This window comes from Cupriavidus sp. 05T41 (genome assembly GCF_056396525.1).
Window position 1 is genome coordinate 93,503 of the sequence record NZ_JBFTLQ010000003.1, and the last position, 25,906, is coordinate 119,408.

At 67.6% G+C, this 25,906-nt stretch carries 20 protein-coding genes; 4 read left to right on the forward strand and 16 right to left on the reverse strand.

Annotation, left to right across the window (positions count from 1 at the left end):
- Window positions 1-8: 8 nt before the first annotated feature.
- The 13 genes from lpxA to rpsB form a co-directional block, all read right to left on the reverse strand.
- Window positions 9-812 carry an acyl-ACP--UDP-N-acetylglucosamine O-acyltransferase gene (gene lpxA, locus AC1DKV_RS02685; protein WP_441613485.1) on the reverse strand — a complete coding sequence of 268 codons (804 nt, stop codon included), beginning with the start codon at window positions 810-812 and terminating at the stop codon, window positions 9-11.
- A 144-nt stretch (window positions 813-956) separates the two neighbouring features.
- Window positions 957-1,406, reverse strand: coding sequence for a 3-hydroxyacyl-ACP dehydratase FabZ (gene fabZ, locus AC1DKV_RS02690; protein ID WP_477137410.1), 450 nt, complete (start codon window positions 1,404-1,406; stop codon window positions 957-959).
- Complete coding sequence (gene lpxD, locus AC1DKV_RS02695; protein ID WP_477137411.1) at window positions 1,403-2,506, reverse strand: UDP-3-O-(3-hydroxymyristoyl)glucosamine N-acyltransferase; 1,104 nt, start codon at window positions 2,504-2,506, stop codon at window positions 1,403-1,405. Before lpxD ends, fabZ begins: the two co-directional genes overlap by 4 nt.
- Before the next feature lie 55 nt (window positions 2,507-2,561).
- On the reverse strand, window positions 2,562-3,089 hold the full coding sequence (locus AC1DKV_RS02700; protein WP_477137412.1) for an OmpH/Skp family outer membrane protein: 528 nt from the start codon (window positions 3,087-3,089) through the stop codon (window positions 2,562-2,564).
- A 49-nt stretch (window positions 3,090-3,138) separates the two neighbouring features.
- Window positions 3,139-5,472: an outer membrane protein assembly factor BamA gene (bamA, locus tag AC1DKV_RS02705; protein WP_477137413.1), complete on the reverse strand. Its 2,334-nt coding sequence runs from the start codon at window positions 5,470-5,472 to the stop codon at window positions 3,139-3,141.
- 96 nt (window positions 5,473-5,568) lie between these two features.
- Window positions 5,569-6,960 (reverse strand): RIP metalloprotease RseP, encoded by a 1,392-nt coding sequence (rseP, locus tag AC1DKV_RS02710; protein WP_477137414.1) that lies wholly within the window; start codon window positions 6,958-6,960, stop codon window positions 5,569-5,571.
- Between the two features lie 157 nt (window positions 6,961-7,117).
- Window positions 7,118-8,296, reverse strand: a complete 1,179-nt coding sequence (ispC, locus tag AC1DKV_RS02715; protein WP_477137415.1) for a 1-deoxy-D-xylulose-5-phosphate reductoisomerase — start codon at window positions 8,294-8,296, stop codon at window positions 7,118-7,120.
- Between the two features lie 11 nt (window positions 8,297-8,307).
- Window positions 8,308-9,129 carry a phosphatidate cytidylyltransferase gene (locus AC1DKV_RS02720; RefSeq protein ID WP_477137416.1) on the reverse strand — a complete coding sequence of 274 codons (822 nt, stop codon included), beginning with the start codon at window positions 9,127-9,129 and terminating at the stop codon, window positions 8,308-8,310.
- Between the two features lie 45 nt (window positions 9,130-9,174).
- A complete protein-coding gene (locus AC1DKV_RS02725; RefSeq protein WP_441613477.1) occupies window positions 9,175-9,948 on the reverse strand; it encodes an isoprenyl transferase in 774 nt (257 codons plus the stop codon).
- A 53-nt stretch (window positions 9,949-10,001) separates the two neighbouring features.
- Window positions 10,002-10,562: a ribosome recycling factor gene (frr, locus tag AC1DKV_RS02730; RefSeq protein ID WP_441613476.1), complete on the reverse strand. Its 561-nt coding sequence runs from the start codon at window positions 10,560-10,562 to the stop codon at window positions 10,002-10,004.
- A gap of 129 nt (window positions 10,563-10,691) precedes the next feature.
- Window positions 10,692-11,402, reverse strand: a complete 711-nt coding sequence (gene pyrH, locus AC1DKV_RS02735; protein ID WP_477137417.1) for a UMP kinase — start codon at window positions 11,400-11,402, stop codon at window positions 10,692-10,694.
- A gap of 291 nt (window positions 11,403-11,693) precedes the next feature.
- A complete protein-coding gene (gene tsf / locus AC1DKV_RS02740) occupies window positions 11,694-12,572 on the reverse strand; it encodes a translation elongation factor Ts (protein ID WP_477137418.1) in 879 nt (292 codons plus the stop codon).
- A 256-nt stretch (window positions 12,573-12,828) separates the two neighbouring features.
- Window positions 12,829-13,572, reverse strand: a complete 744-nt coding sequence (gene rpsB, locus AC1DKV_RS02745; RefSeq protein ID WP_477137419.1) for a 30S ribosomal protein S2 — start codon at window positions 13,570-13,572, stop codon at window positions 12,829-12,831.
- A 430-nt stretch (window positions 13,573-14,002) separates the two neighbouring features.
- Between rpsB and map the strand changes: the two genes are divergently transcribed.
- The 3 genes from map (at window position 14,003) to AC1DKV_RS02760 (ending at window position 19,428) form a co-directional block, all read left to right on the forward strand.
- On the forward strand, window positions 14,003-14,821 hold the full coding sequence (gene map / locus AC1DKV_RS02750) for a type I methionyl aminopeptidase (protein ID WP_477137420.1): 819 nt from the start codon (window positions 14,003-14,005) through the stop codon (window positions 14,819-14,821).
- Between the two features lie 69 nt (window positions 14,822-14,890).
- Window positions 14,891-17,476, forward strand: coding sequence for a [protein-PII] uridylyltransferase (locus AC1DKV_RS02755; protein WP_477137457.1), 2,586 nt, complete (start codon window positions 14,891-14,893; stop codon window positions 17,474-17,476).
- Between the two features lie 23 nt (window positions 17,477-17,499).
- Complete coding sequence (locus AC1DKV_RS02760) at window positions 17,500-19,428, forward strand: pseudouridine synthase (RefSeq protein ID WP_477137421.1); 1,929 nt, start codon at window positions 17,500-17,502, stop codon at window positions 19,426-19,428.
- Between the two features lie 65 nt (window positions 19,429-19,493).
- Here AC1DKV_RS02760 and AC1DKV_RS02765 read toward each other — a convergent pair whose 3' ends face one another.
- Together AC1DKV_RS02765 and AC1DKV_RS02770 are read right to left on the reverse strand one after the other, a co-directional pair.
- Window positions 19,494-20,462, reverse strand: a complete 969-nt coding sequence (locus AC1DKV_RS02765) for a Bug family tripartite tricarboxylate transporter substrate binding protein (RefSeq protein WP_477137458.1) — start codon at window positions 20,460-20,462, stop codon at window positions 19,494-19,496.
- Between the two features lie 197 nt (window positions 20,463-20,659).
- Window positions 20,660-21,796 (reverse strand): hypothetical protein, encoded by a 1,137-nt coding sequence (locus AC1DKV_RS02770; RefSeq protein ID WP_477137422.1) that lies wholly within the window; start codon window positions 21,794-21,796, stop codon window positions 20,660-20,662.
- A gap of 152 nt (window positions 21,797-21,948) precedes the next feature.
- Here AC1DKV_RS02770 and AC1DKV_RS02775 point away from each other — a divergent pair, with 152 nt between their 5' ends.
- Window positions 21,949-22,893 (forward strand): LysR family transcriptional regulator, encoded by a 945-nt coding sequence (locus AC1DKV_RS02775; protein WP_477137423.1) that lies wholly within the window; start codon window positions 21,949-21,951, stop codon window positions 22,891-22,893.
- Window positions 22,894-22,926: 33 nt separating this feature from the next.
- On the opposite strand, the gene AC1DKV_RS02780 is transcribed toward AC1DKV_RS02775, so the two are convergent.
- Window positions 22,927-25,614 (reverse strand): tannase/feruloyl esterase family alpha/beta hydrolase, encoded by a 2,688-nt coding sequence (locus AC1DKV_RS02780; protein WP_477137424.1) that lies wholly within the window; start codon window positions 25,612-25,614, stop codon window positions 22,927-22,929.
- Between the last annotated feature and the right edge of the window lie 292 nt (window positions 25,615-25,906).

A 25,906-nucleotide genomic window follows, 5' to 3' on the forward strand; every position in this document is an offset into this window, starting at 1 on the left:
GACCGGGTTCAGCGCACAATGCCGCGCTGAGTGGCGGCAATGAAGTCCAGGAAGCCCTGCAACGGCACGCTCGCGCTGCCGTCGGCCTGGGCGATCAGTTGCGCGATCTCGATGCGCGCGGCCTCGAAGCTCAGGTCGGACTTGTAGAGCACCTTGTAGGCCTGGCGCAGCGCCGCGATCTGCGCGGCATCGAAGCCACGACGGCGCATGCCTTCGACGTTGATGCCGTGGGGCGTGGCCTTGTTGCCGCCCTTGTCGCCGGCGGCGATCACGAACGGCGGCAGGTCCTGCACCAGCGCCGAGGCGCCGCCCAGCATGGCATGGGCACCGATGCGCACGAACTGGTGCACCCCGCTCATGCCGCCGAGGATGGCCCAGTCGCCCACCTGCACGTGGCCGGCGATCTGCGCGTTGCTGGAGAACACCGTATGGTTGCCCACCTGGCAGTCATGCGCGATATGCACATAGGCCATGATCCAGTTGTCGTCGCCGATGCTGGTCACGCCCTGGTCCTGCACCGTGCCGGTATGGATGGTGGTGAATTCGCGGATGGTGTTGCGGTCGCCAATCACCAGGCGCGTCGGCTCGTTGCGGTACTTCATGTCCTGCGGCATGCCGCCGACCGAAGCGTAGGGCCCGATGCGGTTGTCCGCGCCCACGGTGGTATGGCCTTCGACGGTGGTATGCGCGCCCACCTGGGTGCCGCTGCCGAGACGCACGTCGGGACCAATGATCGAGAACGGCCCGACGGTCACGTCGGCGGCGAGTTCGGCCTTGGGGTCGACCAGTGCGCTGGGATGGATTTGCGTCATGCGTCCTGTCCTATGGTCTGAGGAGAAGAGAAGGTACGGTCAATACAAAGTGCCGATGCTGCGATGCCCCGGCCGCGAGCGGTGCGCACGTCCGCCGGGCAATGCCGGCGCGAGCGTGGCGCAGGCCGCTTCAGCGGCCCGGCGTCATTCGGCCTGCTTGACGGTACACATCAGCTCARCTTCGCAAGCCACCTTGTCGTCCACCGTGGCGAACGCCTTGAACTTCCAGATGCCGCGGATATAGCGCTCGACCGAAACGGTCATGTGCAGCTGGTCGCCCGGCGTGACCACCTGCTTGAAGCGCGCGCCGTCGATGCCGACGAAGTAGTACAGCGAGCCTTCCTTGCGCTCCATCTCGGCGCCGAAGGTCAGCAGGCCGGCCGACTGCGCCAGCGCTTCCAGGATCATCACGCCCGGCATCACGGGATGGCCGGGAAAATGGCCCTGGAAGTAGGGTTCGTTGATCGAGACGTTCTTCAGCGTCTTGATGCGCTTCTGCGGCTCGAGCTCGAGCACGCGGTCCACCAGCAGGATCGGGTAGCGGTGCGGCAGCAGCTTGAGGATCTTCTGGATATCAATATCGGCTGCGGTCATGATGATTTCTCTTCGTTTTGCTGTGTAGGATTGCCGGCCTGGCCACGCAGGCGTTTCTCGAGCTGCACCACGCGCTCGCGCAGCTTGGTGAGCCCCCGCACGATGGCTGCGTTGCGCTCCCAGTCGCCGTGCGGCAGGAAAGGAAACACGCTGGTGAAATGGCCGCCTGGCTTGGTTATGGATTTGGTGATCGAAGTGCCGCCCGATACCGTGGTGCGATCGGCAATGTTCAGGTGGCCGGCAAAATTGGCCGACCCGCCGATCACGCAGAAACGGCCCACCTTGGTGCTGCCGGCGATGGCCGCGCAGCCCGCGATCACAGTATGCGCGCCCACCCTTACGTTATGGGCGATCTGCACCTGGTTGTCGAGCTTGCAGCCGTCCTCGATGACGGTGTCGGCCATGGCGCCGCGGTCGATCGCGGTATTGGCGCCGACCTCTACGTCGTTGCCCAGCACGGCACGGCCGGTCTGGGGAATCTTGACGTACTCCACCCCCGCCGGCCCGATATCGGGCGCGAAGCCAAAGCCGTCGGCGCCCAGCACCACRCCGCTGTGCAGTATGCATCTCATTCCGACCACGCAATGGTGATAGACCGAGACATTGGCATAGATCAGCGTGTCGTCGCCAATCTCCGCGCCCGAGCCGACAAAACCGTTGGCAAGGATGCGCACCCGCTCGCCCAGGCGCGCGCCGCTCTCGATCACCACATTGGGACCGATGAAGCACGACGGCGGCACCACGGCGTCGGGCGCCACGCTGGCGCGCGGATCGATGCCGGTGCGGTGGTCCGTGTTGGCGCGGCGCTCGAAGCCCTGCGCGATGCGGGCAAAGCACACGTAGGGATTGCGCGCCACCAGCCAGTTGCGGCCGTYGGCCTGCCCTTCGGCGCGGATGCGCTCGAGATCGGCTGCCGAGACGATCACGGCGCCGGCGTGCGACGCCAGCGCCTGCGGCAGATACAGGGGATTGGAGAGAAACGAKAGCTGGTCGGGACCGGCCTGGTCGAGCGGCGCGAGGCCGCGCACGGCGAGGTCGGGATCACCCACAACCTGCGCGCCGGTCTCGGTGGCGAGCTGACCCAGTGTGGGTGTTTGCATGGCAGTACTTCCTTGAACGACGGGAGCGACTTGGATGACGAAGCKGTCAGCCGGCTTACTTGCTGCCGGCGTTCAGCGCCTTCATCACATCGTCGGTAATGTCGATGCGCGGATTGACGTACACGGCTTCCTGCACGATCAGGTCGTACTTGCGCTGCTCGGCGAGCTGGCGGATCACGCGGTTGGCGCGCTCGAGCACCTGCGCCAGTTCTTCATTGCGGCGCTGGTTCAGGTCCTCGCGGAACTCGCGCTGCTTGCGCTGGAACTCGCGGTCGAGGTCGGCCACTTCGCGCTGGCGGCGCTGKCGGTCGGCGTCGGCCAGCACRGCSGTGTCCTTGTCGAGCTTGTCSGCSATGCCCTTGATCTTCTGGGCCATGTCCTGCAGTTCGCGGTCGCGCTTGGAGAATTCCTGCTCCAGCTTGACCTGGGCCTGCTTGGCGGGCACCGAGTCGCGCAGGATGCGTTCGGAATTGACKGCCGCGATGCGGGCTTCCTGCGCCATGGCCGGAACGGCGGCCAGCAGCGCGCCGGCCGTCAGCGCCACGGCGGCCAGGCTCTTGATCAGTGGGAACGTTGTTTTCATGAATCGGATCCTCAATCCTCTTTCCTGTCTCTTTCCTGTCTTTCCGCTATCAGAACGCAGTACCGATCTGGAACTGGAAGCGCTGGACCTTGTCGTCCTCGGCCTTCTTCAGCGGGAAGCCCACGCTGACCTTGAGCGGACCGATCGGCGACAGCCAGGACATGCCCACGCCAGTCGAATACTTCAGCTGGCTGAACAGCAGCGGCGCGCCTTCCTCGTACACGTTACCGAAGTCGAAGAAGGTAAACAGGCGCAGCGTGCGGTCCACGCCCGAGCCCGGCAGCGGGAAGATGAATTCCACGTTGCCGATCATCTTGGACGCGCCGCCCACCGGGTTGCCGTTCTGGTCCTTCTTGCCCAGCGTGCTGGTCTGGTAGCCGCGCACCGAGCCGATACCACCGGCGTAGAAGTTCTTGAACACCRGGAACGGCGTGTTGCCGTAGCCGTGGCCATAGGCCACTTCGCCGTTGAAGGCCAGCGTGAAGGCCTTGGACAGCGGGTAGAAGTACTGCTGCTGGACGCTGGCGCGATAGTACTGCGTATCGCCGCCGGGCACGCCGATTTCGACGTTGGCCTGGGTGTAGGGGCCCTTGGTCGGCACCAGCGCGCTGTCGCGGCGGTCGCGCGCCCAGCCGATCGTGAACGGGAAGTTGTTGATCGGGTCGCCGCTGCTCTTGCCCACCTTCTGTAGCCATGCCGTGTACTGGCTCGGCGTATTGACCGAGGTGTACACCTGCGAGCGCTCGTAGCCGATGCCGAAGAACACSGTGTCGGTTTCCGAGAACGGCACGCCKAACTTGAAGCCACCGCCCATCGACACGATCTTGTAGTCCTGGTCGCCGGTGTAGTACAGCGGGCGGGACGTACGGTAGAACACGTCGGTCGAGCGGCTGATGCCGTCCACCGTGAAGTACGGGTCGTACTGCGTCAGCGAGATCGTGCGGAAGGACTTGGCGGTGTTCACGTCCAGGCCCAGGCTGGTACCGGAGCCGAACACGTTGTCCTGGCGCAGGCCGGCCTGCAGCACCAGCTTGTCCGTGGAGGAGAAGCCCAGGMCCAGGCTGATCTGGCCGGTCGGCTTCTCGGTCACGTTGACGTTCACATCGACCTGGTCGGGCGCGCCGGCCACGTCCTCGGTGGTGATGTTGGTGTCGGTGAAATAGCCGGTGCGGTTGATACGGGCCTGCGATTGCGTCAGCTTCTCGCTGTCGAACCACGAGCTTTCCATCTGGCGCATCTCGCKGCGCACCACTTCGTCGCGGGTCTTGCTGTTGCCCACCACGTTGACGCGGCGCACGTATACGCGGCGGCCCGGATCGACCATCAGCGTCAGCGCGACTTCGCGCTTTTCCTTGTCGATCTGCGGTTGCGGGTTGATGGTGGTGAAGGCGTAGCCGTAGGTGCCCAGCAGGTCGGTGATGGCCTTGGTGCTCTGGGTCAGCTTCTCGGACGAGAAGATCTCGCCCTTCTGCAGCTTGAGCAGCTTTTCCATCTCGGCCTGCTTGCCGAGCAGCTCGCCYGCCAGGCGCACGTCGGACACCTTGTACTGGTCGCCTTCCTTGATGTTCAGCGTCAGGAAGATGTCCTTCTTGTCCGGCGTGATCGAGACCTGGGTGGACTCGATGGCGAACTCGAGGTAGCCGCGGTTCAGGTAGTACGAACGCAGCGCTTCCAGGTCGGCGGTGAGCTTCTGCTTGGAATAGAGGTCGTTCTTGGTGTACCAGGACAGCCAGTTCGGGGTCGACAGCTGCATTTCATCGCGCAGCGTGCTTTCCTTGAATGCCTTGTTGCCGACGATATTGATCTGGCGGATCTTGGCCACCGGGCCTTCGTCCACATTGAACACCACCGACACGCGATTGCGGTCAACCGGGGTGATCGTGGTCTGGACGTCGGCCGCGTAGTAGCCGCGCGCCACGTACTGGCGCTTGAGCTCCTGCTCTGCCTTGTCGATCAGCGCCTTGTCGTAATAGCGGGCTTCGGCCACGCCGACCGCGCGCAGGGAGCGGCGCAGGGTGTCCTTGTCGAATTCCTTGATGCCGACGAACTCGAGCTGGGAGATGGCCGGTCGCTCTTCGACCTGGACCACCAGCACGCCGTCCTCGGAACGGATCTGGACATCCTTGAAGAAGCCGGTATTGTAGAGCGCGCGAATCGCTTCCGCGCCCTTGTCGTCGCTGAAGGTCTCGCCGACCTTGACCGGCAGGTAGCCGAATACTGTGCCGGGCTCCACGCGCTGCAGGCCTTCGACACGGATATCCTTGACTACGAATGGCTCCGCGGCCCAACTGACTGGGGTCCAGGCCGCGATGATGGCACTCGCCAGCAAGCCCAGCGAGATGCGCTTATGTCTGATCAATCTTGATCCCCTCTTTGATTCCATGCAGGATTGCGCTCCGATGCTTCACGGGGCTGCGCCTTGTCGGCGTGCGGCGCGAGGTGTCGGTGACACCCGCATGCCGCTGCCGGCAACCTACGTCTAGCCGCGCGCAAGAAACAGCCGGCTGACGTCRTTGAACAARGCGAGYGARGTCAGGAGCAAGAYGCASGCGATGCCGACCTTCTGCAGCAYMGCCTGCCAGTGRTCTGGTACGGGCCTGCCAGTCAAAAATTCMACGCAATAATACAGCAAATGCCCCCCATCCAATACCGGAATAGGTAACAAATTCAACACACCGAGGCTGACGCTGACCAGCGCCAGGAAGCCCACAAAGGGCTGCCAGCCGAGGTTGGCGGCACGCCCGGCGTAGTCCGCCACGGTCAGCGGCCCGCTCAGGTTCTGCAGCGACGCCTGCCCCACCAGCATCTTGCCGAGCAGCTTGAGCGACAGCGCGCTGGTGGTCCAGACCTGCCCGATCGAACGGGTCATTGCCTCGGCCGGCTGGTAGCGCACGGTCTCCATTTCCACCGCCTGGCTCAGCGCCGCGCCGAGCTTGCCGGTGGCCGCGGCGCCGGCGCTGGCGCCGTCCGGGGCCGGCACGGCATCGAGCTTGACCKGCACGTCGATGCGCTGGCCGCCCCGCTCGATACCCAGCGTGACCTCGGCCCCGGGTCGCGCCCGCACCCCGCGGATCAGCTCGCCCGCCTGGGTCAGCGGCTTGCCTTGCCATGCCACCACGCGGTCGTCCTTGCGCAAGCCGGCGCGCTGCGCGGCGGAATCCKGCAGGACTTCGGTGATCGTGACCGGGCCGCCCTTGAGCGCCAGGCCCAGGATGGCGAGCGGGTCTTCCTCGGGATTGCCGCCGGTATTGGGCAGGCGCGCCAGCCGGACGTCGCGCTCGGCGCCGTCCGGCGCGCGCACGCGCAGCACCGCGCTGGCATCGCCAAAACCCTGGGCGAACACCGCCATGCGCAGGTCGTTCCAGGAGCGCACGCGCTCGGTCTCGCMATTGGCCTGCAGCGACAGGATGCGGTCGCCCTCGCGCAGGCCTGCCTGGGCCGCCGCCGTGCCGGCCGGCGGCGCGGCCACGACGGGCGCGGCCTCGCGCATGCCACCCGCGAACAGCACGAAATACAGCACCACCGCCAGCGCGAAGTTGGCCAGCGGCCCGGCCGCCACGATGGCAAAGCGCTTGCCTACCGGCTGCCGGTTGAAGGCGCGCGGCAAGTCGGCGGGATCGATGGCGGGGTCTCGCTCGGGATCGCGCTCGCGCTCGTCGAGCATCTTGACGTAGCCGCCGAGCGGAATTGCGGCGATGGTCCACTCGGTACGGTCGCGGCCCCTGGATACCCAGCGCAGCAGCGGCCGGCCGAAGCCGATCGAGAAACGCAGCACCTTGACGCCGCACAGGCGCGCGGCAAGGTAGTGACCCATTTCATGGAAATAGATCAAGATGCACAGGGCAACGACAAAGGCGATTACGGTTTGCATGGCAGGCAGCTTGTCGTCAGGGGCTGGCCGCCCCGATGGCATAAAGGATACGCCGGGCCCGTGGCCCCGCATCCCGCTGTCCGGTGGCGGCCGGCAGCGGCCGGCAACAGCCGGCTCGCCGCTATTGTCGCCGATCCCGGCAACAGCCCCGCCAAACTCAGGATGCGCCCCGGTTTTCCAGCAGCTCGGCCGCGCGGCGGCGTGCCTCCTGGTCCGCGCCCAGCACGGCTTCCAGCGCGTCGGCGCTGCCGCCCGCGGTCCGTTCGAGCACGCCGGCCACGATGCGCGCGATGTCCGTAAAGCGGACCTTGCCCTGCAGGAATGCCTCGACCGCGACTTCGTTCGCGGCATTCAGGGTCGCCGGCGCCAGCCCGCCCGCGCGCAGCGCGTCGAACGCCAGGCCCAGGCACGGGAAACGCGTGAGATCCGGGGTTTCGAAGGTAAGCGCGCCGGCAGTGGCCAGGTTCAGCGGCGAAACGCCGGCATCAATGCGCTCGGGATACGCCATGCCGTACGCGATCGGCGTGCGCATGTCGGGGTTGCCAAGCTGGGCCAGCACCGAGCCGTCGGCGTACGACACCATCGAATGCACGATGCTCTGCGGGTGGATCAGCACCTCGATGCGGTCGGCCGGCGCGGCKAACAGCCAGTGCGCCTCGATGACCTCGAGCCCCTTGTTCATCATGGTGGCGGAGTCGACCGAGATCTTGCGCCCCATCACCCAGTTCGGGTGGGCGCAGGCCTCGTCGGGCGAGATGTCGTGCAGCGTGGCCGGGTCGCGCGTGCGGAACGGGCCGCCCGAAGCCGTCAGCACCACMTTGGCCACGCCCGCGCGGTAGCGCGGGTCATCGGCCGGAAGGCACTGGAAGATGGCGTTGTGCTCGCTGTCGATGGGCAGCAGCGTGGCGCCATTTTCGCGCACGGCATCCATGAAGATGCGCCCGGACATGACCAGCGCTTCCTTGTTGGCCAGCAGCACGCGCTTGCCGGCGCGCGCCGCGGCCAGCGAGGGACGCAGGCCTGCCGCGCCGACAATGGCGGCCATTACCGCGTCCACGGCCGCATCGGTGGCAACCGCTTCCAGCGCGGCCTCGCCGTAGCCGACCTCGGTCTTGACGCCATCGGCGCGCAGCAGTGCCTGCAGTCCGGCGGCGGCCTCGGCGGAGCCCATCACGGCATGCGCCGGGCGGAACTCGCGGCACAGGGCTGCCATCTTGTCCACTTGCCGATGCGCCGTCAGCGCGTGCACGACGTAGCGCTCGGGGTGGCGCTTGATCACATCAAGCGTGCTGTCCCCGATCGAGCCGGTGGCACCCAGGACGGTAATACGACGCATATCAGATCAACTCAAAGATAGGTGGCCAGCAAAGCGGCCAACGGGAAAACGGGCAGCAGCGCGTCGATGCKATCGAGCACGCCGCCATGGCCAGGCAGCAGCCGGCTGCTGTCCTTCATGCCGACCTGGCGCTTGAGCAGCGACTCGAACAGGTCGCCCACCACGCTGGCGATCACSAGCAGCGTGGCCAGCAGCGCCACGATCACCACGCCGCCGTGGTCGGCCAGGCGCGAGTACCAGGTCGGCGAAAATGCGTGTGTGGCGGCCAGCGCGAGCGAAATCGCCAGCGCCAGCACCCAGCCGCCGAGCGCACCCTCCCAGGACTTGCCCGGGCTGATGGCGGGCGCAAGCTTGCGCCGCCCGATGGCCTTGCCGACGAAATAGGCGCCGATATCGGCCGCCCAGACCAGCACCGCCACCGACAACAGCACGCCGATGCCCAGCTCGCGCAGGACCAGGGTGGCCTGGCCGAAGGCTGGCAGCATGAACAGTCCGAGCACGACGCCCAGCGCCGTGAAGCCCGGGGTGGCGCGGCGCACGCCGCGCGCCAGCAGCACCAGCGCCACGCCCCAGCAGGCCACGCCGATCTGCAGCAACAGGGTCAGCGCATCGCGCCCGGGCGCCTCATGCCAGGCAATCAGCGCCAGCAGGCAGGCCACGGCATAGGCGTAAGGCCAGAATCCGCGCAGCCCGACCAGGCGCCCGAACTCCCAGCCCGCCAGCAGCACGATCACCGCCACCAGGCCGGCCAGCGCCGACGGCGGCGCCAGGAACAGGATCGGCAGGATCAGCAGCAACAGGCATACGGCGGTGATGACACGGGTAAGGAGCATGCGCTGGGAGGATCCCGGAGTAATGGAAAACAGCTGGAAACAGCTTCAGGCGGTGCCCGAAAGCCCGGACGGCGCCACTACCTGCGCGCTGGTGCGGCCGAAGCGGCGTTCGCGCTGCCGGTACGAGGCAAAGGCCTTGTCCAGTTCCGCGGAGTCGAAATCCGGCCAGAAAACGTCGGTGAAATAGAGCTCCGAGTACGCCAGCTGCCACAGCAGGAAATTGCTGATGCGCTGCTCGCCGCCAGTGCGGATGAACAGGTCCGGCTCCGGCGCGTACGACATGGCCAGGTGCGGCGCCAGCACGGATTCGTCGACCGAATCCGGATCGAGCATCGGAGAGCGTTGCAGCATCTTGCGCATGGCCTGCAGCAGGTCCCAGCGCCCGCCATAGTTGGCGGCGATGGTCACGGTMAGGCCGGAGTTGCCGGCGGTGCGCGCCTCGGCATCGGTGATCAGTTGCTGGATGCGCGGGCTGAAGCGGGCCAGGTCGCCAACCACGCGCACGCGGATATTGTTGGCGTGCATCTTGATCACCTCGCGGCGCAGGGCGGTCATGAACAGCCGCATCAGGAACGAGACCTCGTCGGCCGGACGGCGCCAGTTCTCCGAACTGAAGGCGAACAGGGTCAGGTACTGCACGCCCCGCGCCGCGCACGCCTCGACCACCGCCCGGACTGCATCCAGGCCACGGCTGTGGCCGGCAACGCGCGGCAGGTGCCGCTGGGTCGCCCAGCGGCCGTTGCCATCCATGATGATGGCAACGTGGCGGGGCACATAGGTGGAATCGGGGACGCCGAGCGTGGAACTGATGTGATGCATGATGAGAAACGGTACCGGACAGGGCGACAGCTGGCAAGCCGCCACCCCGTGCCTCACACCGTCATGATCTCCTTGTCCTTCTCGGCGACCATCCGTTCGATCTCGGCGACGAACTTGTCGGTCAGCTTCTGGACTTCGTCCTGCCCGCGGCGCTCGTCGTCCTCGGAGATGGCCTTGTCCTTGACCAGCTTCTTGAACTGCTCGTTGGCATCGCGACGCAGATTGCGCACGGCGACCTTGGCGCCTTCGGCCTCGCCCTTGACGACCTTGGTCAGCTCCTTGCGGCGCTCTTCGGTCAGCATGGGCATCGGCACGCGGATGGTCTCGCCCATGGTGGACGGATTCAGGCCGAGGTCGGCATCGCGGATCGCTTTCTCGATMGCGCCTACCATCTTCTTTTCCCACGGCTGCACGCTGATGGTGCGGGAATCTGCCAGGCCGACGTTGGCCACCTGGCTGATCGGCACCGGCGAGCCGTAGTAATCGACCTGTACGTGATCGAGCAGACCAGTATGGGCGCGACCAGTGCGAATCTTGGCCAGATCGGCCTTGAACGCATCAATGGTCTTCTGCATCTTCTGCTCGACGCTCTTCTTGGTGTCGGCGACGCTCATTTTTACCTCCGGGAGAAACGGGTAACCATGACCCCGGATACCGGGGTCGAAAATGAATCATTCTACTCTTTGCCGCGACCCGCGCCACCCTGCCGGGTGGCGTCCGGCCCACGGCGCCGGGCGATGCGCTTATACGTGCACCAGCGTGCCTTCGTCCTCGCCCATGATGACGTGCCYGAGCGCGCMCGGCTTGACGATCKAGAAAACCTTGATCGGCAGCTTCTGGTCGCGGCACAGGGCGAACGCGGTGGCGTCCATCACCTGCAGGTTGCGCGAGATGGCCTCGTCGAACGAAATCGTGGTGTAGCGCGTGGCGCTCGGGTCCTTCTTGGGGTCGGCGGTATAGACACCGTCCACCTTGGTCGCCTTGAGCACGATCTCGGCACCGATTTCCGCGCCGCGCAGGGCCGCGGCGGTGTCCGTGGTAAAGAACGGGTTGCCGGTGCCGGCGGCGAAGATCACCACCTTGCCCTCTTCGAGCTGGCGGATGGCGCGCGGGCGGATATAGGGCTCGACCACCTGGTCCATGCGCAGCGCGGACTGCACGCGGCCTTCGATATTGGCATGGCGCATGGCGTCCTGCAGGGCCAGCGCGTTCATCATCGTGGCCAGCATGCCCATGTAGTCGGCCGTGGCGCGGTCCATGCCCGCGGCACCGCCGGCCACGCCGCGGAAGATGTTGCCGCCGCCGATCACCACCGCGACCTGTACGCCGAGCTTCACGATCTCGGCAATGTCGTTGACCATGCCCTCGATGGTGGAACGGTTGATGCCGAAGGCATCGTCGCCCATCAGGGCTTCGCCGGACAATTTCAGTAGGACGCGCTTATAGGCAGGCATATTGATTCCCGGAGATGGAGCGGCTCGTTCTTTTGAGCCGCGTATTTGATTGCGAGCTTGAAAGCAGYGGCACGAAACGGCGCCGCCGCCAGGAAAGCCGGTTTTCGGGGTGGCCTGGCTGGCGCGGCGGGCGCGCAGGCAGACGACTGCGGAAACGGGCTATGACGGCCGCGCGGCGCGGCAAAGCGCGGCACGGACACCATTTGTGCCGAGGGGCACCTCGCGGTGCCCCTCGGCATTATACGGCGGCCTGTTTGCGCCCTACCGGGCGCGGGACTGGCCGCCAGGACTTCAGGCCTTCTGGGCGGCTGCCACCTGGGCGGCCACTTCGGCGGCGAAATCGTCCTGCTTCTTCTCGATGCCTTCGCCGACCACGTACAGGGTGAAACCCTTGACCGCGGTGTTGGCAGCCTTGAGCATCTGCTCGACGGTCTGCTTGTCGTTCTTCACGAAGGTCTGGTTCAKCAGCGACACTTCCTTCAKGTACTTCTGCACCGAACCGTCCACCATCTTGGCGACGATCTCGGCCGGCTTGCCCGATTCGGCAGCCTTCTGCTCGGCGATGCTGCGCTCCTTGGCGATCAGCTCCGCCGGCACGTCGGCCGACGACAGCGACACCGGCTTCATCGCGGCCACGTGCATGGCCACGTCCTTGGCGGCCACTTCGTCGCCGTCGAACTCGACCATCACGCCGATGCGGGTGCCGTGCAGGTAGGCTGCCAGCTTGCCGCCGTCGGCGTAGCGCTTGAAGCGGCGGATCGCCAGGTTCTCGCCGATCTTGCCGATCAGCGCGGTACGGGTGGCTTCCACGGTCACGCCGTCGATTTCCAGCGCCGACAGGGCGGCCACGTCGGCCGGGTTCTGCTTGGCGACCAGCTCGGCGACCTTGGCCGAGAAGGCGAGGAAGTCATCGTTCTTCGACACGAAGTCGGTTTCGCAGTTCAGTTCGACCAGTGCGCCGGTGGTGCCGTCGATGAAGGACACGACCACGCCTTCGGCGGTCACGCGCGAAGCGGCCTTGCTGGCCTTGTTGCCGAGCTTGACGCGCAGCAGCTCTTCAGCCTTTTCCAGGTCGCCGTCGGCCTCGGTCAGGGCCTTCTTGCATTCCATCATCGGCGCGTCGGTCTTCGCGCGCAGCTCTGCCACCATGCTTGCGGTAATTGCCGCCATTTGTCACTCCTTGGTTGGTTCGCACCGGCCTGCCCCGCGTGGGTCTGGCGGGCCCGGGCCGGAGGTATGCTCAACTTCACCCGCGACAGATCATGCCCGTGGCGGATGACAACAATTCAAAAAAAGGGGGCGTAACATCCGCCCCCTTGTCTGCCGGAAAGCCCCGGCTGCGCGCAACACCGGCTCCGGGCCGGTCGGCTAGCGTCGATGGTCAGCTGCTTGGGTGCGCGTGCGGGGATCCTTTCGGCAACAAGCCTCAGGCTTCTTCGACTTCGACGAAATCGTCGCCGCCGCGAGCGGCTTCCACCACGTCCTGCACCGCGTTGGCGCGGCCTTCCAGGATCGCGTCAGCCACGCCGCGCACGTACAGGGCCACGGCCTTGCTCGAGTCGTCGTTGCCGGGGATCACGTAGTCGATGCCTTCGGGCGAGTGGTTGGTATCGACCACGCCGATCACGGGCACGCCCAGCTTGTTGGCTTCGGTCACGGCGATCTTGTGGTAGCCGACGTCCACCACGAAGATCGCGTCAGGCACGCCGCCCATGTCCTTGATGCCGCCGATGGACTTCTGCAGCTTGTCCATTTCGCGCTCGAACATCAGCGCTTCCTTCTTGCTCATGGTTTCCAGCGCGCCGGCTTCCTTGGCGGCTTCCATGTCCTTGAGGCGCTTGATCGAGATCTTGACGGTCTTGAAGTTGGTCAGCATGCCGCCGAGCCAGCGGGCGTCGACGTAGGGCATGCCGGCACGGCCTGCTTCYTCAGCCAGGATTTCGCGCGATTGGCGCTTGGTGCCCACKAACAGCACGGTGCCGCGGTTTGCTGCCAGCTGACGCACGTACTTCAGCGCGTCCTGGAACATCGGCAACGTCTTTTCGAGGTTGATGATGTGAATCTTGTTGCGATGACCGAAGATGAACGGAGCCATCTTGGGGTTCCAGAAGCGGGTCTGGTGGCCAAAGTGGCAACCGGCTTCCAGCATTTCGCGCATGGTAACGGACATGTAATTCTCCAAAAGGGTTAGGTCTGAAATCCGCCCCGACATTCCTCAAAAGGAACACCCCGGATGGACGGACTCGCGATTTCAAATTTCTGGCTACTTCTAGCTACTTCAGGCTTTACGAAGCGGCGCCGAGGACACAGGTCGCAGAAAGCGCCGTGCCAGGGACATTCGAAAGAAAGCCAGCCCAAGATTGTAGCAACAAAAACCCACTTCGCTCAAGGGGCCCGGCATTGCGATGACAGGAAGGCGCGCCGCCGGGCCCGGCAAGCGATGCTCGCCGCACCCTGCTGCCGGCGCGGGCGGACAATCGCCGCCAGGGGCCCGCGCAGCCCATTTTGGCTGCGGTGGGGGCGCGATGGTGCGATAATCTCACCTTTCAGACCCGAATTGAKGCGCAGCCAGTGGCTTCGCCGCCACATTTGCGAGCAGCATGAGCATCCATATCAAGAACGCCGACGATATCGCCCAGATGCGGGTAGCGTGCCGGCTGGCCTCCGAAGTCCTCGATTACATCACGCCCTTCGTCAAGCCCGKCGTGACCACCGGCGAACTCGACCGGCTGTGCCATGCCTACATGCGCGACGTCCAGGGCACGGTGCCCGCGCCGCTGAACTACGCGCCGCCCGGCTATCCGCCCTTCCCCGGCGCCATCTGCACCTCGGTCAACGACGTKATCTGCCACGGCATCCCGGGCGATCGCGTGCTCAAGTCCGGCGACGCGGTCAACCTGGACATCACCGTCATCACCAAGGAAGGCTACTACGGCGACACCAGCCGCATGTTCATCGCCGGCGAGGGCTCGATCCTGGCCAAGCGCCTGGCCCAGGTCACCTTCGAATGCATGTGGAAGGGCATCATGCAGGTGCGCCCGGGTGCCCGCCTCGGCGAYATCGGCCATGTGATCCAGGTCCACGCGGAAGGCGCCGGCTACACCGTGGTGCGCGAATACTGCGGCCACGGCATCGGCAAGAATTTCCACGAAGACCCGCAGATCCTGCACTACGGCCGCCCCGGCACCGGCATGGAAATCCAGGCCGGCATGATCTTCACCATCGAGCCGATGGTCAACGCCGGCAAGCGCGACATCCGCACCATGCCCGACCACTGGACCGTCAAGACGCGCGACCGCAGCCTGTCGGCCCAGTGGGAGCACACCATCCTGGTGACCGAGACCGGCTACGACGTGCTCACCGTCTCGGCGGGCACGCCGGCGCCGCCCGCCTTCGTCACCGATTCTGTCGCAGCCTGACGCTAACTGGGCGCCAAAGTTGGCGCCCTTCTTTTTTCAGCCGTCCCTTCGATGTCCCAAGCCCAACCCATGGACGCCACGCCGGAACTCATCCTCGCCACCCGTGTTCGCGATCAGTTGAAGGCCGACAAGCAGGCCGTGTTCGACGAATTCAACACGCACGGCCACGTCGGCCACCTGCTCACGCGCCTGCGGCGCGCGGTGGACACCGCGCTGGTCGAGGCATGGCGCGGCCTGGGCCTGCCGGCGCAGTGCGCGCTGGTGGCGGTGGGCGGCTACGGGCGCGGCGAACTGTTCCCGCACTCGGATGTGGACGTGCTGCTGTTGCTGCCGTCCGAGCCGGACGCGGACACCACCTGCCGCCTGGAAAAGTTCATCGGGCTGTGCTGGGACCTGGGCCTGGAGATCGGCTCTGCCGTGCGCACGGCGGATGACTGCATCCGCGAGTCGCGCCAGGACGTCACCATCCAGACCTCCCTGCTCGAAGCGCGCCTGCTGACCGGCAGCCGCAAGCTGTTCACCGAGTTGCAGACGCGCTACCAGGCCGACCTGGACCCGCGCGCCTTCTTCCAGGCCAAGCTGCTGGAAATACGCCAGCGGCACGCCAAGTACCAGGACACCCCCTACGCGCTCGAACCCAACAGCAAGGAGAGCCCCGGCGGCCTGCGCGACCTGCAGGTGATCCTGTGGATGACCAAGGCCGCGGGCCTGGGCGACAGCTGGAAGGAACTGTTCGAGCGCGGCCTGCTGAGCGAGCGCGAAGCGCAGGAGCTGCAGCGCAACGAGCGCCTGCTCAAGACCATCCGGGCGCGCCTGCACCTGGTGGCCGGACGCCGCCAGGACGTGCTGGTGTTCGACCTGCAGACCGCGCTGGCCGAAGCGTTMGGCTACCGCCAGAACAACAACAAGCGCGCCAGCGAGCAGCTGATGCGGCGGTACTACTGGGCGGCCAAGGCCGTCACCCAGCTCAATATCGTGCTGCTGCTCAATATCGAGGCCATGCTGTTCCCCAGCKAATCCAAGGTGACGCGCGTCATCAACGAGCGCTTCGTCGAACGCCAGGGCATGCTGGAAATCACCAGCGACGATCTCTACGAGCGCGAGCCGCACGCCATCCTGGAAACCTTCCTGGTGTACGAGCGCACGCCAGGGGTCAAGGGCCTGTCGCCGCGCACCCTGCGCGGCCTGTACAACGCGMGCACGGTGATGGATGCGCGCTGGCGCAACGACCCCGAGAACCGCCGCCTGTTCCTGGCCATCGTGCAGGAGCCGCAAGGCATCACCCACGCGCTGCGCCTGATGAACCAGACCAGCGTGCTGGGTCGCTACCTGATCAATTTCCGCCGCATCGTCGGCCAGATGCAGCACGACCTGTTCCACGTCTACACCGTGGACCAGCACATCCTGATGGTGGTGCGCAATATGCGCCGCTTCGCCATCGTCGAGCACACGCACGAATTCCCGTTCTGCAGCCAGCTTATCGCCACCTTCGACCGCCCCTGGGTGCTGTGGGTGGYGGCGCTGTTCCACGACATCGCCAAGGGCCGCGGCGGCGACCACTCCAAGCTCGGCACCAGCGATGCGCGCCGCTTCTGCAAGCAGCACGGCATCGGCCGCGAGGACACCGACCTGATCGCCTGGCTGGTCGAGCACCACCTGACCATGAGCCATGTGGCGCAGAAGCAGGACCTGACCGATGCCGACGTGATCCATGCCTTCGCCCGCGTGGTCGGCAACGAACGCTACCTGACCGCGCTGTACCTGCTGACGGTGGCCGACATCCGCGGCACCAGCCCCAAGGTATGGAATGCGTGGAAGGGCAAGCTGCTCGAAGACCTCTACCGCATCACGCTGCGCGTGCTCGGCGGCGCCCGCGTCGACCCGCACTCGCTGTGGTCGCAGCGCAAGGAAGACACCATCGCGCAGTTGCGCCTGAAGGCCTTCGACCCCGAACTCGGCAAGCCGCTGTGGGCCCAGCTCGACGTGGCCTTCTTCCTGCGCCACGACGCACGCGACATCGCCTGGCTCACGCGCCACCTCTACAACAAGGTCAGCAGCGACGGCCCGGTGGTCAAGGCGCGCGTATCGCCCGCCGGCGAAGGCATGCAGGTGGCGGTCTACGTCAAGGACCAGCCGGACGTGTTCACGCGCATCTGCGGCTACTTCGAACGCAAGAGCTTCTCCATCCAGGAAGCCAAGATCCACACCACCCGGCACGGCTACGCGCTCGACACCTTCCAGGTCACCGATCCCGGCATCGGCGGCGCGGCCAGCGGCAACTACCGCGACATCATCGCGCTGGTCGAGCACGAACTGGCCGAGCGCCTGCAGGCGCATGCCCCGCTGCCGGAACCCTCGCAAGGCAGGCTGTCGCGCCAGTCGCGCAGCTTTCCGATCAAGCCGCGCGTGGACCTGCGCCCCGACGAGCGCGGCCAGTACTAMCTGCTGTCGCTCTCGGCCAATGACCGCACCGGCCTGCTGTACGCCATCTCGCGCGTACTGGCCAAGCACCGCATCTCGGTGCATACCGCCCGCATCAACACGCTCGGCGAGCGCGTTGAAGACGTTTTCCTGGTCKACGGCAGCCGCCTCGCCTCGGACAACAAATTGCAGTTACAGCTTGAACAGGACCTGCTGGCGGCGCTGGCCATCTAGGCCGGACGCCCCGCATTGAAGATATGACCGATGACACTTCGCCCAAGCGCAAGACGCTGGGCATCAAGGCCACACCCGCTGGCAATACCCGCAAGCCCGCCGCTACCCGGCCGGTGCGGGTGTCCGACCTGAACCGCCAGCGCGTGCGGGCCGTGGTCGACGGCATCAAGCAGGCACAGGAACGCGCGGGCGGCAGCGACCGCCCGCGCAAGAAACCCGAAGACGGCGCGCAACGCCCGCCGCGCGGCCCGCGCACGGGAGACGGCCAGGACCATCCGCGCCGTTTCGGCGGCCAAGGCGACGATCGTCCGCGCCGTTTCGCCCCCGGCGAAGGCCAGGACCGTCCGCGTCGTTCTGCTCCCGGCGAAGGCCAGGATCGTCCGCGCCGGTTTGCTCCTGGCGAAGGCCAGGATCGTCCCCGCCGCTTCGGCGGTGAAGGCGATGACCGCCAGCGCCGTTTCACCCCCGGCGAAGGCCAGGACCGTCCGCGTCGGTTTGCTCCTGGCGAAGGCCAGGAYCGKCCCCGCCGCTTCGGYGGCGAAGGCGATGAYCGCCAGCGCCGCTTCACCCCCGGCGAAGGCCAGGACCGTCCGCGTCGGTTTGCTCCTGGCGAAGGCCAGGATCGTCCCCGCCGCTTCGGCGGTGAAGGCGATGACCGCCAGCGCCGTTTCACCCCCGGCGAAGGCCAGGACCGTCCGCGTCGTTTTGCTCCTGGCGAAGGCCAGGAYCGSCCYCGCCGCTTCGGTGGCGAAGGCGATGATCGCCAGCGCCGTTTCACTCCCGGCGAAGGCCAGGACCGTCCGCGTCGTTTTGCTCCTGGCGAAGGCCAGGATCGTCCCCGCCGCGTCAGTGGCGAAGGCGACGATCGCCAGCGCCGTTTCGGCCCGCGCGAAGGCGATGACCGTCCGCGCCGCTTCGCTCCCGGCGAAGGCCAGGACCGTCCCCGCCGCGTCAGTGGCGAAGGCGACGATCGCCAGYGCCGTTTCGGCCCGCGCGAAGGCGATGACCGTCCGCGCCGCTTCGCTCCCGGCGAAGGCCAGGACCGCCCCCGCCGCCCGTACGATGGTGGCCAGCGCGATAACCGCGGCAGCCGGCCCGAACGTGCGGAGCGCTCCGAGCGCCCGGCGCGTGCCGAGCGTCCCGCGCCCGCGGCGCAGGCACCGCGCGCCGAAGGCGGCGCCKACGGCCTGGTGCGCCTGTCCAAGCGCATGTCCGAACTGGGCCTGTGCTCGCGCCGCGAAGCCGACGAATGGATTCCGCGCGGCTGGGTACTGGTCGACGGCCAGCCCGTGACCGAACTCGGCTCGCGCGTCAGCCCGGACGCCAATATCGAAATCCACCAGGCCGCGCGCTCGGAGCAAGGCGAGCGCGTGACCGTGCTGCTGCACAAGCCGGTGGGCTATGTGTCGGGCCAGGCCGAGGACGGCTATGAGCCGGCCGCGGTGCTGTTCGCGCCGGAAAACCAGTGGGAGCAGGATCCCACCCACAAGCGCTTCSMGCCGTGGCARCGCAAGARCCTCGCSCCSGCYGGCCGYCTCGAYATCGATTCCACCGGCCTGCTGGTGCTGACGCAGGACGGCCGCGTCGCGCGCCACCTGATCGGCGAGGACTCGACCGTGGAGAAGGAATACCTGGTGCGCGTGCAGTGGGAGTCGCCCGAAGGCCTGGTCGAGCGCAATATCTCGAACGTCTTCCCCGCCGAACTGATCGAGAAGCTGCGCCACGGCCTGTCGCTCGATGGCGAAGCGCTCAAGCCGGCCAAGGTGAGCTGGCAGAACGAGGAGCAGTTGCGCTTCGTGCTCCGCGAGGGCAAGAAACGCCAGATCCGCCGCATGTGCGAACAGGTCGGCCTCCAGGTGGTCGGCCTCAAGCGCGTGCGCATGGGCCGCATCGTGCTGGGCGACCTGCCGGTTGGCCAGTGGCGCTTCCTCGGCCCCTTCGAAAAGTTCTGAGCCCCGCGCCCTGAACTGAATACCGGCGGCCGTCCTGKCCGCCGGCACATCCCCGCAGACGCTCTTCAGCCAAGCCGCGCGCCGACCAGCGCCACGGCTTGCTGCCACACCTCGCGCTGGCGCCTCAGGTAATCCTGCGCGGCCGCGCCCGTCAACGMCACTGGCTCGGCACCATCCGCCTGCAAGCGCTGGCGCAAGGCCGGCGCCGCCATCACGCGGCCGAGGCGCGCGGCCAGCGCCGCGCGCCTCGGTGCCGCCCAGCTCGCCGGCGCAAGCACGCCGTACCAGGCTTGCTGGTCCATGCCGGCAATACCGGACTCGCCGAACGTCGCCACCTGCGGCGCCAGTGCGCTGCGCCGGCTGCCGGTCACGGCCAGCGCGCGCAGCCTGCCCTGGCGCACCAGCGGCAGCGCCGCCTGCAGCGTACTGACCAGCACGCTGACATGCCCGCCCTGCAGGTCGGTCATGGCGCGGGCGCTACCCGGGTAGGGAATATGCGTCATCTGCACGTCCGCCTGCCGGCATAGCAGCTCGCCGACCAGGTGCGCGCTCGACCCGATGCCGAGCGAGGCATAGCCGAGCTGGCCGGGGTGCCTGCGCGCCTCGTCCAGCAGCTCGGGCAGGCGCATGTCGGCGGTCGCGGTCAGCAGCACGTGCGGCGTGCTGGCGACGATGGCCAGCGGCACCAGGCCCGGGGCGAGCGCCTGCGGCGCCAGCAAGGGAGMGATGCTGACCGAGCCTACGGTGCCCAGCAGCAGCGTGGGGCGGTCCGCGGGCGCGCGAGCCGCCTCCTGCAATGCAATCTGCCCGGCTGCGCCGGGACGGTTCTCCACCACCGTKAGGCAGCCGTCCAGGCTGAGACTGTCCGCCACCAGCCGCGCCACGTGGTCCGCACCGCCGCCGGCGCCATAGCCCACCAGCAKGCGGCAGGCCGGCTCGGCGGCGTGCGCGGGATGCCGGTACAGGCCCAGCACGGCCAGCGCCGACAGGCCGGCCAGCGCGCCGAGCTGCCGGCGCCGCGCGGCGGAAGCCACGGACAAGGAGGGAGAAGACGGGCGCGCTGGCGACGGCGCAGTGCCGCGGCGCGGGCCCCTGGAGACATGCATGACGGCAGGAGAAAGGTGCGGCCGGCATCAGATGCCGGTGCCGGCGGGATGCGTCATGCTAGCACCGCCGCACCGCCCTGCCCGCCCGGGCAAACCCGGCGGCCGGGCGGCAGCCGCGCCGTGCTCTACAACTGCGGCGCGCGGCAGGCCGCGCCATTCGCGTTGGCCGATTCCGCCAGCCCGAACGCCGTCCTGGCCCCGCATTGCGAGCCGAGCATGCGTGCCTGGTCGTGGCCCACGCCCACCACCTCGAAGGCCTGGTGCCGCACCGGCGGCCGCTGGCTGCCAAGCCTGCCGCCCAGGTAGTTCTCGTAGCGCAGGTAGCCACGCGCGCGCTCCAGCCGCGTCGGCCCTTCGGCCTCGGCGCCGCAGGCCTTGTCGAGTACGCGGTGGTTGGGGTCGTTGTCGTTAGACCCGACCAGATAGGTCACCTGCCGCTGCAGGTAGCGGCGGAACAGCGCATCGCCGGTCGCGCCGCGCGCATACGGAACMATATCGAGCATGCCATAGCGGTACTTGTCGTAGTCCGCGCAGACGGACGTGTCATAGAGCGCGAAGCCCTTGCCGCTCGGCCGCTCCGGCGTGAAATAGAGATAGGACGAAGGATTCGCCACCACGTAGCGCAGGTCGGTGCCGCTGGCGCGGATGCGCTCGTCGACATTGTTCAGCACCGCATAGCGGTGCACCAGTTGCGCGCCGCCGGAATGGCCCGCCACGGTCACGCGCGTCACGCCGGGAAAGCGGGACTTGTCCGTGACCATGCCGACGAGGTCGTCCAGGACCTGCAGCGAACTGACCGAGAACGGGGCGTTGACGGCATTCTCGCCACCCATCCAGCCCTGCACGCTCCACACCGGCATGTCATCGAAACCCTTGCCCTTGGCCTGGTCCGGCGTCCCGGGGAAATTGGGCGCAAGCAGCAGCACCTCGTCTGGGTTGCGCCCGGTCTGCCTGAGCAGATCCGCGCCGGCCGCGAAGTAGTCGTCGCCGTTGCGTTGCAGCCCGTGCTGCACGAAGATCACCTCGCGGATGCCGCGCAGGTCGCCGTCGAGCGGATGGCTGGCGTAGACCGGGAAATCGTAGGCTTGCGCGCCGGCGCCCAGCCGTACGCGCTGCCAGTGCACGGCGGCGGTCTTGCCCGCCGCCGGCGCGGCGGAAGGGGCGGCTACCGCCGCACTGCCCTGGCCGGGCGCCGCGCAGCCGAACTGGGCTGCCGCCGCCAGCACGCTCAACGCGCACAGCGCGCGCCGCAATGTCTTCATGTCTTGTCTCCTGATGCCGTGGCGCCCCTGCGCCTGTTTTCGACGGCCATGGCCGATCATGCTAGGCCACCGCGGGCCGGATGTAAAATATATGCAAACATACAATGGCATATCTTATAAATATGCCTCGACACCCGCTCGCAAAGACTCGCATGGAACTGAGACACCTCCGCTATTTCCTCACCGTKGCCGAAACCGGCCATATCACGCGTGCCGCCGAGCAACTCGGCATCCAGCAGCCGCCGCTCTCGCAGCAACTCAAGGCGCTGGAAGCCGAACTTGGCGTGATCCTGTTCGAGCGCCAGCCGCGCGGCGTGGTGCTGACCGCGGCCGGACGCGCGTTGCGCGCCGACGTGCTGGATATCTTCGCGCGCCTGGAACAATCCMGCCAGCGCATGCAGCGCATGGCGCGCGGCGAGGAGGGCTCGCTCTCGRTCGGCTTCACCAGTTCGGCCRCGGCCCACAAGCTCACGCCCGAGGTCCTGCGTGCCTGCCGCCGCCAGMACCCCGGCATCGCGCTCAAGCTGAGCGAGAGCAACGCCGCCGAGGTCACCGAGCAGCTCGCCACCGGCTGCCTGGATGTCGCGCTGTTGCGCGCCCCGGTGGAACGCCCCGCCGGCCTGCGCTTCGACCTGCTGCTGGAAGAGGAAATGGTGATCGCGCTGCCGCTGGACCATCCCCTGCTGCGCAAGCGCGGCGGCCCGGCGCAGGGACCGATCTCCCTGCGCGCGCTGGCCGGCGACGATTTCATCCTGGTGCGGCGGCCCGGCGCGCCGGGCATGTACGGCGACCTGCTCAACGTATGCGAGCAGCTCGGCTTCACGCCCCACGTGGGCGCGGAAGTCGAGCGCATGCTGAGCAACCTCAACCTGGTGGCCGCGGGCGCGGGCGTGAGCGTGGTGCCAGCCTCGATGGCCGGCCTCAACCCGCACGGCGTGGCCTACCGTCCGATGCTCGAAGCCGACCGCCTGCGCGCCCCGCTCACGCTGGCCTACCGCGCGAGCGACGACGATCCTGCCTGCGCCGCGCTCGTCGCGCTGACCCACCGCATCGCGGCGCGCCACCGGCGCCGCGCGAAGCCCGCCGCGGGCAGCTGAAGCACCCGCAGCCATTCCCGGCCCGGACATGGGTCAATACAACAGGCCCAGCTCGAAGCTGCCGCTGCGCGTGCCGGACAGCACGCCACCGCTCGCGGTGTACGCCCCGCTCACCCCGCCCGTCGCGCCGATCACACCCAGCACCGGCTGGTTGTAAGCCAGCGCGCCGCTCGCGCTGCCGCGCGTGATGGCAAGGCCCGCCAGGTCGGCGTTGAGCTGCGTGCCGTCGCTCACGCTCACGCGATAGCTGCCGTCCGCGGCCCCCGCTGCCAGCGGCAGGCTGGCCGGCTGCGGCGCGTAGAACTGCATGCCGTAGCTTGTGGCCGATCGCGTCAGCACCAGCGGCACCGGCTTGCCGTTGACCATGCCGCTCACCAGCGAGCCGCTMAGCGTGCCGCCGCCCGCCGTGGGCGATCCACCCACGAAATAGTCGAAGGCATTGCGCGCGCTGTTCCAGCTGAAATAGCCCTTGGTAGTCGCGGTGCAGGCCGCGTCGTAGGTGATGAAGCCGCCGGTGACCGGATCCGCGCAGGTCTGCCAGGTCGCCGCCGAGGACCGCAGCCGGGCCGAGCCGTTCACCATGCTGGCCGCGCCGCCCGCCACGGCATACTGGATGCCGTTGACGTTGTAGATGTCGGCCACCGCCTTGTAGTCGCTGCTGACGCTCTGGAAGGCCAGCAGCGGCGCGAAGCCGGCGCCTGCCGCGTTGGCCACGCCGCCCAGCATGACACCGCCGCCGGTGAGCGTGAACAAGGCCCCGTTCTCGCCACTGGCGAAAGTGCAGCCGCCCTGCGCCACCAGCTTGCCGCTGCGCGCGGTGCCGGCGGCACGCTGCAGGCTGGCGTCGACGGTCACGGTGTAGTCCAGCGTGGCCGGATCCAGCCGCACMGTCAGCTCCTCGCCAAGCATATTGCCGCCCTTGTAGTTCGTCACCGCGGACGGCAGGTTCAGGCAAGCCTGCGGCGGCCCGCTGGCGCCCGCGCAGCTGTAGTTGATGGCGGCGTCCATGCTGCCCGATCCCTTGTACTTCGGCCACGACGGGTACTGGCACAGCGGCCGCGCGCGGCCATAGGTCTGGGCATTGGTATCCATCACCGTGCGGGTGCCCGGCGCCACGCCCTGCTCGACCCAGTTCTCCAGCGCGGTMAGCGAGTTCCACGCCGGCAGGAAACTGCCGGTGCCATGGCCCATGCCGGGCACGGTGTAGAAGCGGATGCCCTGGTCCACCGCGGCCTGCCCCATGCGCCCCGTCACTGCCTGGAACCAGGCGATGGTKGAGTTCGGGCTGATCACCTCGTCGGCCAGGCCGTGCAGCAGGATCAGCCGGCCGCCGTGGCCGAGGAAGCCGGACAGGTCCGGATTGGTGGCGTCGGTCAGCGCCGAGACCTGCTGCACGCGCGCGACATGGGCGCCCGGGCTGGCGGGATCGAAGGTCAGCGTGTCGAAGCCGGGCACGCGCGTGACGAAGTACTTCACCCACTGGTCGCCGGTCAGGTAGACGTTGGCGTCCGCCGTGGTGGCCGGATTCCCCGGCACCGGCCGCGTACCCAGGTCACGCGTGGTGAACGGCCCCGMCACCAGCGCACCTTCGAGCAGGTTGTAGCCGCCMGCCACGGTCACGCCGTTGGCSAWCGGRTAGCTCARYTGSAGCGGSTKYTCGATGGTCTTGACGGTGTCGATCTGTGCGTCGGACAGGCAGGTGTCGCCGGTATCGGTGCCGCCCGGGCAACGCAGGCTGGCCAGCACCTGCAGCGATCCCACGCGGCAGCCCTCCACATTGCTGACCACCTGGTCGGCCGCGCCGTCGAGCTTGTCGCAGACGGCCATGGCCGCGCCCTGCACCAGCAACGTCTTGTTGATATTGAGCCAGCCCGCGCCGCCGTTGCGGTAGAGCGCACGGCCCACCGCCACGTTCGACAGGCGCGTGCCGGTGTAGTTGAGCGCAGGCTCGTTGGCGATCACCCCATCGTAATCCGCCGGCCAGCGCTGGATGTAGCTGAGCGCGTCGCGCCCGCCGGTGGAAGTGCCGAGGAAGTAGGCACGATCCGGCGCACGGCCGTAGCGCTGCCTGAGCAGGGCCAGCGCGGCGTCGTGGGTCTTCTTGAGCGTGTCGCCKCCGTAGTTGGCCAGCGCCTCGTCATTGGCGGCGAAGGCACCGTCGGTGATGCTGCCGCTCTGGTGGCCGGAATCGTCGCCCCAGGTGGCGTAGCCGCGCGCCACGGGCGCCGGGTCGTCCGGCAGCGCGAAGCGCACCGTCTCCGTGCCGTCGATCAGCTTGCCGTCGAAGCCCCCGCCGCCGAACTGGATGGCCTTGCCGTTCCAGGCCGTCGGCAGGTTGAGGGCGAAATTGATCCTGGGCGCGCTCGCGTCCACGGGCAGGATCTGCCCGCGTACCGCGCAGTACTCGCCCAGCGTATTGCCGGCCGCGTCGGCGGCTATCAGCACGGCGCTGGCCACCTGCGYGCCGCCGCTGGCCAGCGCCAGGGCCGATGCGGGCAGGCTGGCACTGGCCAGCGCCGTGCAGGCATCCAGCGGCGACAGGGACGGCGCGCCGGGAACCATCGGCGTGCCGGGCGCGTCGCCGCCGGCCGTGCTGCCCGGCACCGTCGACAGCGAGCTTGCGGGATCGTCCCCGCCGCAGCCGGCCAGCAGCAAGCTGGCCGACATGGCGACGATCAACACCGGCCACGCCAGTGCGCGGCCACCACGAACGGTCTTCATCTGGTCTCCTCCAAGGCTCCCGGTTGGAATGGCCCGGGATGTGGAGCGAGACGGTAGCACCGGCGTTGCCGCAGGTAAAATATATGGATATTGCCGTTTCCATATCTGTTAAATATGGATTTGGCATGGGACGGGCTGGCTTTGGCCTTGTGGCTGAAAGGCCGGGCCTGTGTGGGTGTGGGGCTGGAGGCTGGCTCGATGAGCAGCCCATGATGGATGAACTCGCTACGGAGCGCCTGGCAACCCTCGACCGAGGCGGCCGCCACGATGCCGCCCAGGCAGCAATGCCAGC